The 14,476-nt window shown below is 36.3% G+C and carries 11 protein-coding genes and 1 pseudogene; 8 read left to right on the top strand and 4 right to left on the bottom strand.

All coding sequences use genetic code 11. The features are described 5' to 3' along the window. The first annotated feature begins 61 nt into the window (after window positions 1–61). Both ACFSO7_RS14370 and ACFSO7_RS14365 read left to right on the top strand, forming a co-directional pair. A complete protein-coding gene (locus ACFSO7_RS14370) occupies window positions 62–1,870 on the top strand; it encodes a CHASE2 domain-containing protein (RefSeq protein WP_377878028.1) in 1,809 nt (602 codons plus the stop codon). Further along, window positions 1,871–4,903, top strand: coding sequence for a chitobiase/beta-hexosaminidase C-terminal domain-containing protein (locus ACFSO7_RS14365; RefSeq protein WP_377878027.1), 3,033 nt, complete (start codon window positions 1,871–1,873; stop codon window positions 4,901–4,903). It begins immediately after the preceding gene. A gap of 106 nt (window positions 4,904–5,009) precedes the next feature. Here ACFSO7_RS14365 and ACFSO7_RS14360 read toward each other — a convergent pair whose 3' ends face one another. Together ACFSO7_RS14360 and ACFSO7_RS14355 are read right to left on the bottom strand one after the other, a co-directional pair. Then, entirely contained in the window at window positions 5,010–5,354 is a 345-nt protein-coding gene (locus ACFSO7_RS14360; protein ID WP_377878026.1) for a DUF3307 domain-containing protein, read from the bottom strand. A 25-nt stretch (window positions 5,355–5,379) separates the two neighbouring features. Then, a complete protein-coding gene (locus tag ACFSO7_RS14355) occupies window positions 5,380–7,635 on the bottom strand; it encodes an S-layer homology domain-containing protein (protein WP_377878025.1) in 2,256 nt (751 codons plus the stop codon). 225 nt (window positions 7,636–7,860) lie between these two features. Between ACFSO7_RS14355 and ACFSO7_RS14350 the strand changes: the two genes are divergently transcribed. After that, window positions 7,861–8,382, top strand: coding sequence for a lipoprotein (locus ACFSO7_RS14350; RefSeq protein WP_377878024.1), 522 nt, complete (start codon window positions 7,861–7,863; stop codon window positions 8,380–8,382). Between the two features lie 26 nt (window positions 8,383–8,408). Here the strand turns inward: ACFSO7_RS14350 and ACFSO7_RS14345 are convergent. Continuing rightward, window positions 8,409–8,849 (bottom strand): annotated as a pseudogene (locus ACFSO7_RS14345) (peroxiredoxin-like family protein); the annotation flags it as partial. Between the two features lie 239 nt (window positions 8,850–9,088). On the opposite strand from ACFSO7_RS14345, the gene ACFSO7_RS14340 reads away from it, so the two are divergent. Further along, the gene (locus ACFSO7_RS14340; protein ID WP_377878023.1) at window positions 9,089–9,523 is read left to right on the top strand and encodes a YueI family protein; all 435 of its coding nucleotides are present in this window, start codon (window positions 9,089–9,091) and stop codon (window positions 9,521–9,523) included. A gap of 62 nt (window positions 9,524–9,585) precedes the next feature. On the opposite strand, the gene ACFSO7_RS14335 is transcribed toward ACFSO7_RS14340, so the two are convergent. Next, complete coding sequence (locus ACFSO7_RS14335; protein ID WP_377878022.1) at window positions 9,586–10,053, bottom strand: GNAT family N-acetyltransferase; 468 nt, start codon at window positions 10,051–10,053, stop codon at window positions 9,586–9,588. A 364-nt stretch (window positions 10,054–10,417) separates the two neighbouring features. Between ACFSO7_RS14335 and ACFSO7_RS14330 the strand changes: the two genes are divergently transcribed. The 4 genes from ACFSO7_RS14330 (at window position 10,418) to gatB (ending at window position 14,351) form a co-directional block, all read left to right on the top strand. Further along, entirely contained in the window at window positions 10,418–10,888 is a 471-nt protein-coding gene (locus ACFSO7_RS14330; RefSeq protein WP_377878064.1) for a methyl-accepting chemotaxis protein, read from the top strand. Between the two features lie 261 nt (window positions 10,889–11,149). Continuing rightward, entirely contained in the window at window positions 11,150–11,440 is a 291-nt protein-coding gene (gene gatC, locus ACFSO7_RS14325) for an Asp-tRNA(Asn)/Glu-tRNA(Gln) amidotransferase subunit GatC (RefSeq protein ID WP_377878021.1), read from the top strand. Between the two features lie 13 nt (window positions 11,441–11,453). After that, complete coding sequence (gene gatA / locus ACFSO7_RS14320) at window positions 11,454–12,911, top strand: Asp-tRNA(Asn)/Glu-tRNA(Gln) amidotransferase subunit GatA (protein WP_377878020.1); 1,458 nt, start codon at window positions 11,454–11,456, stop codon at window positions 12,909–12,911. Between the two features lie 12 nt (window positions 12,912–12,923). Next, on the top strand, window positions 12,924–14,351 hold the full coding sequence (gatB, locus tag ACFSO7_RS14315; RefSeq protein ID WP_377878019.1) for an Asp-tRNA(Asn)/Glu-tRNA(Gln) amidotransferase subunit GatB: 1,428 nt from the start codon (window positions 12,924–12,926) through the stop codon (window positions 14,349–14,351). Window positions 14,352–14,476: the final 125 nt, after the last annotated feature.

Raw genomic sequence — 14,476 nt, 5'->3', positions numbered from 1 at the left:
AAACGAGATTTTTGTCGAAAAACATAAACTTCATTATATGCACTTTAAAGGAGGGAAAAGGGTGCGTAAACTAATTTCTATTATTCTCATTTTCTCTTTTATTGGTTTTATCTATTATAATAATACCTTATACCTTCTTGAGGAATATTTCTCAGACCAATTAACGAAGGAAAAAAGAGAAGTTACTAACTCAATAGCTATTCTTGCTGTCGATGAAGAAAGTTTGCAAAAGGTAGGTAAATGGCCTTGGCCAAGGGACATCATAGCTAAAACAGCAAAATCGTTAGCAGAGAGTGGTGCTACCGCTGTATGGCTCGATTTTCTTTATCCCGAAGCAAGTCAAAATCCAAGTGAAGATAACGAAATGGAAAAGGTAGTTCAGAAATATCCTAATATTTTTCTTTCCTCTAACTTTGTCTTTAAGGGGCTACAGGATAGAGAAAACGAACTTTCCTATTCGAAGCTAAATTACCCTGTATTTGATGTTCCGGCGAATCAAATTGGACATATTAATGTCTTGCCAGACAGGGACGGAGTAGTTAGAAATGTTCTTCTTGGGGTAAAGGAGAAAAATGGGGAGATAATCCCAGCTATTTCCGTAAAGCTAGTAAATCTATTACTTTCTGAGAAACAGCAGATCAATTATGACAAACAAAGCGGATGGCAAATCGGTGATACGACCATCCCTACTACAAAAAGAAATGAAATGGGCTTTACTTATGCAACGGCACCATACAAAAATTTAAAAAGGGAAATTGGAAGAAATTTCGAGACAATCCCCATACATAAAGTGATCAATGGTGAGTTTGATCCTGCCTATTTTGCGAATCGGATTGTTCTTATTGGGCCAACAGCGGTAGGATTACAGGATGAATATTTTACACCTATGAGTAAAAGTACCAAGATGTTCGGGGTGGAGATTCATGCAAATATTATCCAAAGTTTACTCGATCAAAGCTTCTATAGTAAGTTAAATGTAGGTATCGGACTTTTACTATTATTAATAATCGTCATCCTCTCATACATTTTGTTCGATCGTTTAAAAGCAAAATGGGGTTTTGTTGCTTTTGTGGGATTAACTGCACTTTATTTAGCTATCACACTTGCAGTTTATCACCTAATGCATCTTAAACTACCATTCTTTTATGTCATGATCACCATAATGTTTGTCTATATTACTTCAGTAGTCACGCATTATTTACTTGAACGTAAGGAGAGAACAAAGGTCACTACTCTTTTCGGAAGATACGTGTCGAAGCGTGTAGTGGATGAAATTTTATCATCAAAGGATGAAGTGAAGCTTGGGGGAGTTCGTAAAGATGTCTCGCTTATGTTTGTTGATATTCGTGGCTTTACACCCCTATCAGAAAAAATGGAGCCAGAAGAGGTCATTGACATTTTAAATGAATATCTTGACCTTGGAACAAGAGCGGTTTTTGCTGAGGAAGGAACTTTAGACAAGTTTATTGGTGATGGAATCATGACGATCTTTGGAGCGCCAATCGAGCAAAAAGATCACGCAATAAGAGCTGTTCGTGCCGCACTAAGAATGAAGAAGGAATCAAAGCAGTTAGCGAAAAGATTAGAAGAGAAATACGGTCGAGCTATTCACTTTGGTATTGGTATTAACTCTGGCCCAGCAGTTATTGGGAATATTGGTTCTCATGATCGTCTCGATTATACAGCGATTGGTGATACAGTAAACTTAGCAGCGAGGCTTGAATCCAATGCAGGGCCAGGACAAATTTTAATTAGTGAACAAACATTTGTGTTGGTTAAAGATCAATTTAAAATAAATGAGCGTGAGCCAATTAAGGTAAAGGGTAAGGAACAACTTGTACCAATTTATGAAGTGGAGGAGGAACGTTAGTTGAAGTTATACAAGTACATTATTGCTGCATGTTTACTGATTTTATTCCTTGTTACTCCGAATGTAGCGGACGCTGCTAGTTCTAGGGTAGCTTTAATAAATGATGTAAAAGGTACCGTTTATATTAAAATGGGTGGCGGCAAGAAAGAAATTAAAGCTGCAGAGGGAATGAGTGTTGCAGAAGGGTATACAATTCGAACGGAGGGCAAAAGTTCAATTACAATAGAGTATGATGATGGAACGGAAAGTACACTTGGTGCGAATTCGAAAGTTCTTATTTCCGATTTAGACGGAAAGAATGGAAAGAAAACAAAATTAAAAGTCGTTACAGGGAAGCTGTGGAACAGTGTAAAAAATATCTTAAACATTAATGATAAATATGATGTGGAAACGCCAACTGCTGTGATGGGAGTCAGGGGAACGCTTTTCTTAGTAACTGCTGACCCAGTAACTGGTGAAACAAAAGTTTCTGTATTAGATGGGGAAGTAGCTACGGAGGCAAATACGAGCGGAGCAGATGCAGAAGAACAGCTAGTAACACTAAATGAAGAGCTTAGTGTCATGACATCAAGCGAACTCCTTTCAAAAAAGCAAGATCTGGATACGATAGTCTTTGTTAAAAGTACTGACTCACAAATTTTAGTAAAAGTAATCACAGATGTAATTGAAAAATCTTCATCTGCAAACCAGCAAGCAACTGAAATTCAAGAATCATTTAAACAGTCAGGTAAAAAAGAAGACATCCTTAAAGCCCTAAAATTATCCAAAACAGCCAATTCCCTTTCTCTTTTAGAAGAAATGCTCATTAAGCAAATTAAAGAACAGGGGAAAACACAAGAAATAAATGAATTATTAAAAGAAAGCAAGAAAACATTAGAACAGATTGAACAACAAACCACTAAATTGCAGGAAGAAACAAAGAAAACAGTGGAAAAAGTAACCGATGCAGCAAAGGCAAACGGGGTAAGCGAGAAGGAAATGAAAGAAGTCCTTCCAAATGCTGAGAAGGTGAAAGAGCAAAAGGAAAAAATGACTGTTGCTAAACCTGTAGAAAGGCCAGTTCCAGCACCAAGTGGGGAGTATAATCCACCAGTAGAAAATCCAAGGGTTGGTCAACCGACAGCTTATCCAACGGGGGAATATATAACAGCAGGAACGATGGTTAGATTAACTAGTGCTACACCTGGGGCGAAGATTTTCTTTACAGTAGATGGTTCAGTCCCAACGTCAGCTAGTCATCAATATGTAGAACCTTTTCCGATTTATGAAGATACAACTGTAAAAGCTATTGCTATATTAAATGGGAAATCTAGTGAAATGATAACGATTTCCTACAAGATTCAGGAGATAAGTGCAACGGCATCTATATTAATAAAAGGTTTGCCAGATAACACTTTGCCAGAACTTTATAATCAAGTCACTCTTACTTACTATGATGAAAATGAAGAAATTTATGTAAAAACATATCTTCATAATTATTCGATTACAACAACTTCTACAGGAACGATATTATCGATTTTTGGTCTAATTCCAGAATCAAATAATTATATTATCTCTGCTGAAATAAATGGTTATCTAGTTCAGGGAGAATTTAGTGATTTAGGGCCTAATCAGATAGAGTGGAATATTGATAATATTGATGATTATGTTGCTCCTAATGTAATTATTAATTTAGACGATAATGACGGTGGAGCAGCTTCAAAGAATCTAGAAGATTTACAAATAATTATTTCTAAACATTCTCCTTTCAACTCTGAAGCATCAGATGATGGCTATATATTTGAGAATGTTATGTCTTCTTTTACAATCCGTGAAGGCACAAAAATTAAGCCAGGTACGTACAATTTTCAAGTGGTTGGTCGAGATTCCGAAAATGGGTATTCTTTACTAAAAACAGCTCAAGAAATAAATCGTGAAAATAATAAACTAACGTTTACTAGTGAAGAAATTGCAAAACTTACTTTTCAACAGGAAGATGTAAATCTTAAACCGGTTCATGCAGTTGGAATGTTAGATAGTGATGACTATTTTAATTCTTTTAGACATGTTAATTTATCTTATTCTAAAGATGGGAACAAAGTATATTTAAACAACATGTATGTAACCAAAACAAAATCAGAAAGAGAAAGAATGGCCGTAATGGTATCCTACCAATTCCAAAAGGATTCTAAGGTCTATGAAATAAACTATTTTATAGAAAATCAGGATATCACCTCTAATTTAACCTTTGATTTAAATACAACTTTATCAATTGACCCTGGCTGGATTGTCGAAAATTATGAAGGTCCAATATTCAATAATACTGAGCTAAGTAATTATCTGGTACCAAAGGTGACAGATTCAAACGGGTATATCATTAATGCTATGTATGAAGTTGGAAATAGTGAAGGTCTTATTAATGGTAAAGTATCCATTATTAACGATCAAAACTATGAAAAAATGGTTGATGGTTTCAACTTCTCATATTTCACATTGAATGAGATTTCAGAAGGGTTAATAGGATCAACCATTCTTAAGTTTGAAGTTCCAAATTCACCAATAGAGATTGATCCATATGTAGTTGAATTTTTATTAGAGAATAACGATGAATCATGTATTGAGAACGAATGTTATCCAGTGAAAGAAATAAAGGGAAGTATAAATATTAGTGGAGTAGAAGTTCCAAGTGATGGTGAAGGCCTAACATTTATAGTTAGAGCTTATCCAGTAGGGTATGAAGCAAATCCGACTAATGAAGTGGATGAAAGTTTAGTATCTTCCTATCCAATTACATTCGGTGTAGAAGATAGTTCACTATCTTATGATTTGTACTTTCAAGGCTCACAAATTAATCTTGGATATACATTAAAGCTATTCTTGCTTAATGGAGATGTTCCGGTATTTGTTGATACCCATGTTGACATTCTGTACCCTTTCGATGATACAGTATTAGATTTTTTTATTACGAATGAACAATTACAAAATATTCCAAATCCCATTGGGGACTCTCCACCACCAGATGGAGATTCACCAGCACCAGATGAAACCGCATAATGTATATAATTGTTTTGAGTTCAAATCTATATGCAAAATTGTATAATGAAAGAAAAAAAGGATTGCCTCTCTTTTTGAGAGGCAATCCTTTTATTTCAGGTCAATATTAAATCGACAACACTAAAGCAAGGATAATCAAATGAAAAATCTGATCCACCATAATCCCAAGCCAGGCAGCACTTTTTTCATCGGTTTTCATTACAGTCTTCAGCCACCAGGAGACAAAGGTACGTCTATCTAAAAAGATATGACTTAGAAAAATAAGGAGTATCGCCCAAATCGAAAGTCCACCAAATCCAATCCAAGCAACAATTGAAACGCATAATGTATAAACGAAGGAATGAACGAGGAGTGCATCCCATTTTTTCGCTTTGTTCATAGCCATCCAGCTTGTTTGGAATAAATAATCACCGATGAAATGTCCAAGTATTAGTACATCAAATGGACTCATAGAACGCCTCCTTACGAAAAGTAAACTAATCTCTGATCAAAATTGTTTTGTTTTTTGTACTCCAATTTGCATTTTCTTCAAATAGAAGGATTACTTGTTTAATAAATTCGTAATCCTTCACAGATAGTTCTTTCGATGAAGAAGAGAACGATGCAATTTCTACTCCACTTTTCTTCAAGTAAATTGTCTTTTGTTGTACATCAAAGGAAATCGAGTAAGACACATTATTGATCGTTTTCGAGATAACCTTTTCATGCGCCTTCCAGATAACTTGTGTGCTTCCTGAAGAATTAGTCATATCTACCCATTTTATTTCTCGTAAACTATTGTTAAATTGGTCGACTACTAAAATATTTCCGTTTTCATCAACGATAAGGTCAGATGGACCATCAAATCTTGCTGAGACTTCTTTATCGTTTAATTTCCCATTTTCTCCATCTCCAGCTACTGTTTCCACTGTACCTTCTTTAGTAAGCATTCTTATACGATGATTAAAAGTATCAGCGATATACAGGTTACCATTGTTTGCGATAGTAAGGCCATTTGGAAAGTTAAATTGTGCTTCTAGAGCTTTTCCATCCTTATAACCTCCTATATGGTAGGTACTATCTGGAATAATTTCTGTCCCACTTCCGGCGATAGTAGTAACATTGCCTGTGGAAGTAATTTTACGAATTCGCTGATTCCCACTATCGGCCACAAACAAATTCCCACTTCTATCAATTTCAAGACCTGTAGGCTCATTGAATAAAGCATCTTCACCATCTTTATATCCGCCGTTTACTCCTAAAGAATCTTTTTGAATACTGTGGCCTGCAAAAGTGGACATTTTTCCATCTTGTAGGACCTTGATAATACGGTGATTGAGTGTGTCTGAAACGAATAATTCATTTTTATCATTAATGACAATATCTGTTGGATTAGATAAACCATCAACTAAAGTAGTAACTGTTCCGTTAGGATCAATTTTACGAATCGCATTATTTCCAGAGTCGACGATATAAAGGTTTCCTTGCTTATCGAATACTAAACCTTTTGGTTGATTGAACTTAGCGATTTTTCGATCACCATTCAAATAATCACCTTTTGGAAGTCCATAAGAATCCGTTTCATTTGCAATTCCTGAAAAGGTAGACACCTTTCCATCTTTAGAAACAGTTCGAATCAGTTGATTTTGTGTATCTGAGATAAAAATTTGCCCGTTAAATGTTGTTGCAAAGCTTGGCAAACGGAAAGTTGAAGATGCTGAATCTGCATCTTTGTTACCAAAATCTCCTTTCCCTACCTTTGTTAGTACATCTGCTGGGGAAAATTCGGAAGAGTTATTTTTGTATATTTTTATAGAGTTAATATTACTAATCTTCCATCCACCAGTTGTTTTCGTTAGTAAGTATGTAATTTCTTCTTTAAAAATGGAGCCAGTTTCTGTAATGGTAGTTTGTTTTGTTGTGATCGTAGTTTTCTTACTATCAAAAGAGACAAAGGTCAACTCATCAATGGATGTATTAGTATTTTTATCAGTGTTTTGTAAAATATTCTTAAGTTCATTTTTCTCTTTTTCATTCATTACTAGTAAACTTGTGTATTGGTTAATCTCTTTTTTATTATTGAAGGAATCAACTAATTGAAATATCACATCAACAGCTGGTCTTTGTTCTACAGGTACATTGATTTTATATTTTCCATTTAGTGTTTTTGCCATAAAAACTGAGAATTGCGCCCGAGTGATCAATTCATTAGGTCTGAATGTTTGATCTGGATAACCCAATGAAATTTGATTTTTGGCTAGGGCTTGTATCGCATTATGGGCAAAACTTGATTGATGCACGTCTTTGAATACAATGGAGGAGGTTCCTTTTAAATCATAAGCTCTGGCTAAAATAGTAGCCATTTCAGCACGTGTAACATATTTATTAGGGAGGAATTCATGATTTTTGATAACCTCATCGAAGTACCCTTCAGCCATAACAGCTTTCACGATATCATAATTTTTATCATTCGCTTTCAAATCCTTCAGTTGTGGATCCTGACTATTAAGTAGACTAATTTGCTTAGCTTTTGCAATCATAATCGCCATTTCCATCCGTTTGATTTTGCTATTTGGCGCAAATTTTCCATTTGAATAGCCTTGAATAATGGCTGATTTTGCTAAGAACTCAATCTCATCGCTTGCCCAATATTTTTCCGGGACATCTGAAAATTTTATTGTAGCATATGAGGGTGTACTTAATATAACTATAAGAAGTAGACTTATAGCTATAGTCAAACCTTTTCTCTGCATGTTCTCCAACCCTTCTAACTCTTCTAATTTTCGTTATATTAAATCTTTTTCCAAAAAAATTATATCATATTAATAAATATGGTAATATTACTCATCAATATTTTGCGTATCTATTAAATAAAAAATAGTCAATAGGGTCTAGTCCGATTGAAAAGAAAGAGTGGTATAATATTACATACGGTAGGTTTATGCTGACAAAAAAATCATCATCCGAGGGGGCATATTATGAAAAAAATGATGGTGTTCGTATTCGTGATAGCAGTTGTGTTGGCGGGCTGTAGTAGTGAGAAAACTAGTACAGGGGAAGATACCGCAATAAAAGAGCTTCATACTAAAATTGAAAAATTAGAAAAAGAAGTGGAACAATATAAAAAATTGGAGCAGGTTCATCAATTAGAGCAGGATTCTTTTCCGTTTTTAAGTAACTTAACTTTAGATTTTACTAGAGCGCAAATTTCAGGTGACCAAGAAAAGTTAAAATCTCTTATTGCTGAAAATTTATCGGTGGTTAAAAAAGAGGACGGGCTATACATGGTAAATCAATCAACTGGTGATGAATGGGGACTTGTATATAATGGTTTTCAAGATATGGTCATTCAAGGATACGGGTATGACGAAGCGAAGGAAACCATGTCGGTTCATACTCGACAATTTTTCAAAGAGGCTGAACTTCCGACATTCCTTACGTTAATCTTTAAAAAGATTAATGATGAGTGGAAAATTACTGATTTATCTTTTGATGTGTAAGAAAAAGCTAGAAGGGAATACCCTTTCTAGCTTTTTCTATACCTTTGTATTTCTTGCAAAATTTGATCAATCGTAGCATGGTCTTCAGGAGCTTTGTCAATATGATTCCATAGGATAACACCCTTTTCATCATAAATCCAAGTCCCGCCTTGGATATAAATATCCTGTGTCTTTAAAGCCAATTGAACCACTTTTTGTTGTGCCAGGTCATCTGGCATAAATGTTTTAGAACCACCTTTTAAGTAAGCTTTGCCTGCTTTAAAAAGAAGTTTTATTTTATTCATTGTTTGATGTCCCATGTCATGGTAAAGAGCACGTTCAGGATCACCATATATTGGATAAGGGAATGGACCAAACGCCTGATCAAATTGTTCTAATAAAGTACGATTTGATGGCGTGATAACAACGACTTGATAGCCAGTTGCCGTTAATTCTTCATATCGATCACGCAACTGCGTGAGCATTTCTCGACAAACAGGTCAACCAGGGTGTCGAACAAAGACCACTACAGACTTGTTTGTTTTAATTACATCTTCAAAAGATTTATTCTCGTGAAAAGCTCTCTGTAATATGAATGTCATGATTTCACCTCTTCTTCACTCCATTTATAAGGTGCTTGTTTAAAAAAGTCAAATTACATTGAAACTATCACGGTTTTTTGGGAAGAATCATATGTATGAATAGCGATACAAGGGAGGTGCTTTTTATGGATAGAGATACTGTCGATGAATATTTGCAAACGGGAATATATGGGCCAAAGGAAATCAAACCAGAAGAGCGGAAGAGATTTTTAGGAACTTTACGGGAAAGAATTGTGGTTGCCTTAACTCATGGCGAAGTGAGGGACAATAGTGCCCATCTAGAGCTTGAAAAAATAATGAAAGAACATTCAAAGGCGCGTTTATATTTAAATGGACAAATTGAATATTCGACACTGTCAAAATATATAAAAATGGCTGGAAAGATCGGAATGCCTTTTACGATTGTAAATAATCAAGAAGTAGAAACGGACATCGGATTAGTAGTCGCCTATGACTATGCGATCGACAAAGAGGATATATTTCTGAAAAAGGGAACGAAGCATCAAGTTATACAACAAAACGATAGTGGACTATTGAAAAAACTAAAAAAACTCTTCTAAACTTTAGCACTTTAAAGGACTGGGGGTCTGACCCCCAGTCCTTTAAAGTGTTAAAGAGAATATTATGATATTTTTAGACAGTAAACATCTTCGTCATGGAAGGCTTTTTCGATTTCTCCTGTTGGTTCAAAGCCTAGTTGTTTGTAAACTCGGATAGCATTTTCATTAAATGGGATAACAGTTAAATAAATTTCATTGCAATTATACTCTTTTATCATGTCATCAATGACTGCTTTTAACGCAGGCTTCCCATAACCTTTTCCTTGAAATTTGTGTCCAAGCATCATCGAAACCAATTCATATCGGTTATTTTTATCATCATATCCATGAGTAGAAAAACCAATCAATGTATCTCCATCATAAATCCCCTTATTAATCCAGCCTTTAACAGTAGCAAATGCAATGAAAAAAGCATTAGAGCCGACCATCGTTTCAAATAGTTGAAACTTCTTTTCTTGCTCAAGCTCTGATTTCAAGTTAATAATATTGAAAAAATTTTCTTCGGTTACATTTCGTAATTGTATATCCATGTGGTATCGACTCCTCTATTAGAATAGAAGTATTATATTCGGGGAAATGTAGATTTGTAAAATATTAACTACTTAATTTTGAACTCTTTATTAAGAGAGTCTATGAATTGACACTATTTCAATGTATTGCAAGGATCATTTTGAATTTGCTTTTTATTAATAGGCTGATGTCGAAACATGGACAAATTTGTCATGTGATTTATTAGATGATTATATTATAATTTTCCTAATTCTATTCGACTATATTTTTACATAAGGAGTTCTGCCCAAAATGAATTGGTTCAAAGAGAGGAATGTTAACGATTTGTAGCTTTCGCTTCATGAGTTTGACCAAGTAAAAAGGAATTCAGCTGTATTAAAGGCGATATCTATTGTAACTGCGCTAGCTGTATTAGCAACAATTGCGGTTGTAGCAAATGAAACTCGTAAATTAGCTGATATGACGACGGAATCAGCCGATAAAATTTCCGAACAGCTTCAGGAATTTTCTAAGCAATCAGATCAAACTCGAAATAAAATGATTCAAGTATCAGCAGGTATGGAGAAAAGTTATGATCTGACCGAAAGTACGAACCAGTCGTATAGAACAATTAGTACTTCTATAGCAAAACTGAATGAGTTATCTGCCTCTAGCAACGAACTAATGAGTGGTATGAAGTCATCGGTTAGTATTATAAACCATTCGACAAGTGAGTTAGCAGCAATAAGTGAACAATCTAGTGCTTCAATTGAAGAGATTTCAGCAACTCTAGAAAATTGTCTGCAAAGTAATATCACTGTATCAGATCATATAAGAGAATTAGAAAAAACACTTAAGGAAATCTCGAATGAATAAAATGTAAATCAAAAAAACGTCTGAACATAAAATTCAGACATTTTTTTCTGCTTTTCTTGAAATAGAGAGCTATAATAATAGAAAAGCTTTACCGCTTTAAAGCCCCGGGGGACTGACCCCCAGTACGGTAGCGCTTTAAAGTGTTGGGGGTCAGTCCCCCAGTGCGGTGGTGCGATAAAGCATTTCTGTATGGAAATATTGCATTAATCTTGAAAAGTCTGATATTATCGTTAATATTATCGGTTCGTGAGGTGACTAAATATGTCGAGAATTAATAAGGATCAAGTGAAGCATGTTGCGCATCTTGCAAGGCTTGCGATCACGGAGGAAGAAGCGGAGAAATTTACAACCCATTTAGATGCGATTATTACCTTTGCTGAACAATTAAATGAGTTGGATACAGATGGTGTTGAGCCGACTTCACATGTTCTCAATTTGAAAAACATCCTACGTGAAGACCTGGCTAAGGAAGGGCTTCCACGTGAAGAAGTGTTAAAGAATGCACCAGAACACCAGGATGGACAATTTAAAGTACCATCCATTTTAGAATAAGGAGGGGCGGAAAATGAGCTTTTTTGATAAAAAAATGACAGAGCTTCATCAACTTTTACATAAAAAAGAAGTGAGTGCCACAGACCTTGTCACTGAATCGTTTAAGCGAATAGCTGAAGTGGATAACAAAGTGCAAGCCTTTCTAACGCTTAATGAAGAAGCAGCAAGAGAAACAGCAAAACTATTAGATGGAAAACTCGATACAGATGAGTCCAAAGGCCTCCTCTTCGGTATGCCAATCGGAATAAAAGACAATATTGTCACAAAAGGCTTACAGACTACTAGTGGTAGTAAAATTCTTGAAAATTTTAATCCTATTTATAATGCAACTGTCATGGAGCGCCTGTCAGCGGCCGAAACGATCACGATCGGTAAACTTAACATGGACGAGTTTGCGATGGGATCTTCCACAGAAAACTCGAGTTATCAAAAAACAAGGAACCCGTGGAACTTAGATACCGTTCCTGGAGGTTCATCAGGTGGATCTGCCGCAGCTGTAGCGGCTGGTGAAGTCCTATTCTCCCTCGGATCTGACACAGGTGGATCTATTCGCCAACCAGCTGCCTTCTGTGGAGTAGTGGGAATGAAACCAACCTATGGTCGTATTTCTCGCTTCGGGCTCATTGCTTTTGCTTCATCACTTGACCAAATCGGCCCAATTACACGAACAGTCGAAGATAATGCGTACCTCCTTGAAGCGATTTCAGGAGTAGACCCAATGGACTCAACTTCAGCAAATGTTGAAGTACCAAGCTTTATTCAAGCTCTAACAGGAGATATTAAAGGCTTAAAAATTGCTGTTCCAAAAGAATATCTCGGCGAAGGAGTTAACGAGGAAGTGAAACAGTCCGTCCTTGTTGCTTTGAAAAAATTAGAAAGCCTTGGAGCCACGTGGGAAGAGGTTTCCTTGCCACACTCCAAGTACGCATTAGCTACCTACTATCTTCTTTCTTCCTCAGAAGCGTCAGCCAACCTAGCTCGCTTCGACGGAGTTCGATATGGGTACCGAACACCAAATGCGGAAAACCTCATCGACCTTTATAAAAATAGTCGATCCGAAGGCTTTGGAGAAGAAGTGAAACGAAGAATCATGCTTGGAACCTTCGCTTTAAGCTCGGGTTATTACGACGCATATTATATTAAAGCTCAAAAGGTTAGAACTTTAATTAAAAAAGATTTCGAAGATGTCTTTGATAAATACGATGTCATTATCGGCCCAACAACGCCAACCCCTGCATTTAAAATTGGTGAAAAAACGACAGACCCACTAACTATGTACGCAAATGACATTTTGACCATCCCTGTTAACTTAGCAGGAGTTCCAGCGATTTCAATTCCGTGCGGTTTTTCAAACGGTCTTCCATTAGGATTGCAAATCATTGGTAAGCACTTTGATGAAAGTACCATCTATCGAGTGGCCCATGTATTTGAACAAGCCACTGACTATCATAAACAAAAACCAGCATTGTAAGGGGTGAACTTAATGAATTTTGAAACAGTCATTGGATTGGAAGTCCATGTCGAGTTAAAAACGGATTCAAAAATCTTTTCTGCGAGTCCGAACCATTTCGGAGCAGAGCCAAACACAAACACGAGCGTGATTGACCTTGGTTACCCTGGTGTACTTCCAGTTTTAAATCGAAAAGTAGTTGATTATGCAATGAAAGCAGCGATGGCATTAAACTGCGAGGTCGCTACCCATACTAAATTCGATCGAAAAAATTATTTTTATCCAGACAACCCGAAAGCCTACCAAATTTCACAATTTGATAAACCGATTGGTGAGAATGGCTGGATTGAAATCGAAGTCGATGGCTATAAGAAAAAAATCGGCATTACCCGAATTCATATGGAAGAAGATGCAGGTAAGCTAAACCATGAAAAGGGTTACTCTTTAGTAGATATCAACCGTCAAGGCACACCACTGGTTGAAATTGTCTCAGAACCTGATATTCGTACACCTAATGAGGCATATGCCTATTTGGAAAAATTAAAGTCGATTATCCAATACACAGGCGTTTCCGATTGCAAAATGGAAGAGGGGTCACTTCGTTGTGATGCCAATATCTCCATTCGTCCGGTTGGTCAAAAGGAGTTTGGGACGAAGACAGAATTGAAAAACTTAAACTCGTTTAACTTTGTCCGCAGAGGCTTAGAGCATGAAGAGAAGCGTCAAAGAGAAGTCGTTTTAGCTGGCGGGGAAATTCAGCAGGAAACCCGTCGTTATGATGAGGCGACAGGAGCAACAATTTTAATGAGAGTCAAAGAAGGGTCAGATGATTATCGCTATTTTCCTGAGCCGGACTTAACTGATTTATATATTGATGAAGACTGGAAGGCTCGTATGAAAGCGGAAATTCCTGAACTTCCCGATCAAAGAATAAACCGATACATTGAATCATGGGGTCTTCCTGAATATGACGCCAATGTGTTGACAGTTACAAGAGAAATGGCGGACTTCTTTGAATCAACCGTTTCAGCAGGTGCCGATCCAAAGCAAGCATCCAACTGGATAATGGGTGATGTTTCCGCTTACTTAAATGCAGAACAAAAAGAGCTTTCTGATGTTTCCTTGACACCTGAAAATTTAGCTGGAATGATCCAATTGATTGAAAATGGTACCATATCTACAAAAATTGCCAAAGTTGTCTTCAAGGAATTAATTGAGCGTGGTGGCGATGCGGGACAAATCGTAAAGGACAAAGGACTTGTCCAAATTTCCGATGAAGGAACGCTTTTAAAGGTCATTACTGAAATATTAGATGCTAATCCTCAATCGATTGAAGATTTTAAGGCTGGAAAAAGTAAAGCCACTGGCTTCCTAGTTGGTCAAATTATGAAGGCCACAAAAGGACAAGCCAATCCGCAAATGGTAAATCAGTTATTAATGGCTGAAATTCAGAAGCGTTAATAAAAAATGGATGGTGCCAGCGTATAATGGGGAATAGGTCAAGTAATAATTTTTAAGAAAAATGGCCGACTTTAAGTAAAACCCCCGTCTTCCATTTTCAGGAAGGTTCAACTATCACAGATTAT

It is taken from the genome of Bacillus sp. CGMCC 1.16607 (assembly GCF_042683745.1).
Classification (GTDB): domain Bacteria; phylum Bacillota; class Bacilli; order Bacillales; family Cytobacillaceae; genus Pseudoneobacillus.
This window is presented reverse-complemented; position numbering and strand designations above follow the sequence as displayed.

Bases quoted from the DNA above. Each gene is read 5' to 3' on its own strand.
- gatB (WP_377878019.1), top strand. From the start codon at position 12,924: ATGAATTTTGAAACAGTCATTGGATTGGAAGTCCATGTCGAGTTAAAA.
- ACFSO7_RS14335 (WP_377878022.1), bottom strand. From the start codon at position 10,053: ATGGATATACAATTACGAAATGTAACCGAAGAAAATTTTTTCAATATT.
- gatA (WP_377878020.1), top strand. From the start codon at position 11,454: ATGAGCTTTTTTGATAAAAAAATGACAGAGCTTCATCAACTTTTACAT.
- ACFSO7_RS14350 (WP_377878024.1), top strand. From the start codon at position 7,861: ATGAAAAAAATGATGGTGTTCGTATTCGTGATAGCAGTTGTGTTGGCG.
- ACFSO7_RS14355 (WP_377878025.1), bottom strand. From the start codon at position 7,635: ATGCAGAGAAAAGGTTTGACTATAGCTATAAGTCTACTTCTTATAGTT.
- gatC (WP_377878021.1), top strand. From the start codon at position 11,150: ATGTCGAGAATTAATAAGGATCAAGTGAAGCATGTTGCGCATCTTGCA.
- ACFSO7_RS14360 (WP_377878026.1), bottom strand. From the start codon at position 5,354: ATGAGTCCATTTGATGTACTAATACTTGGACATTTCATCGGTGATTAT.
- ACFSO7_RS14340 (WP_377878023.1), top strand. From the start codon at position 9,089: ATGGATAGAGATACTGTCGATGAATATTTGCAAACGGGAATATATGGG.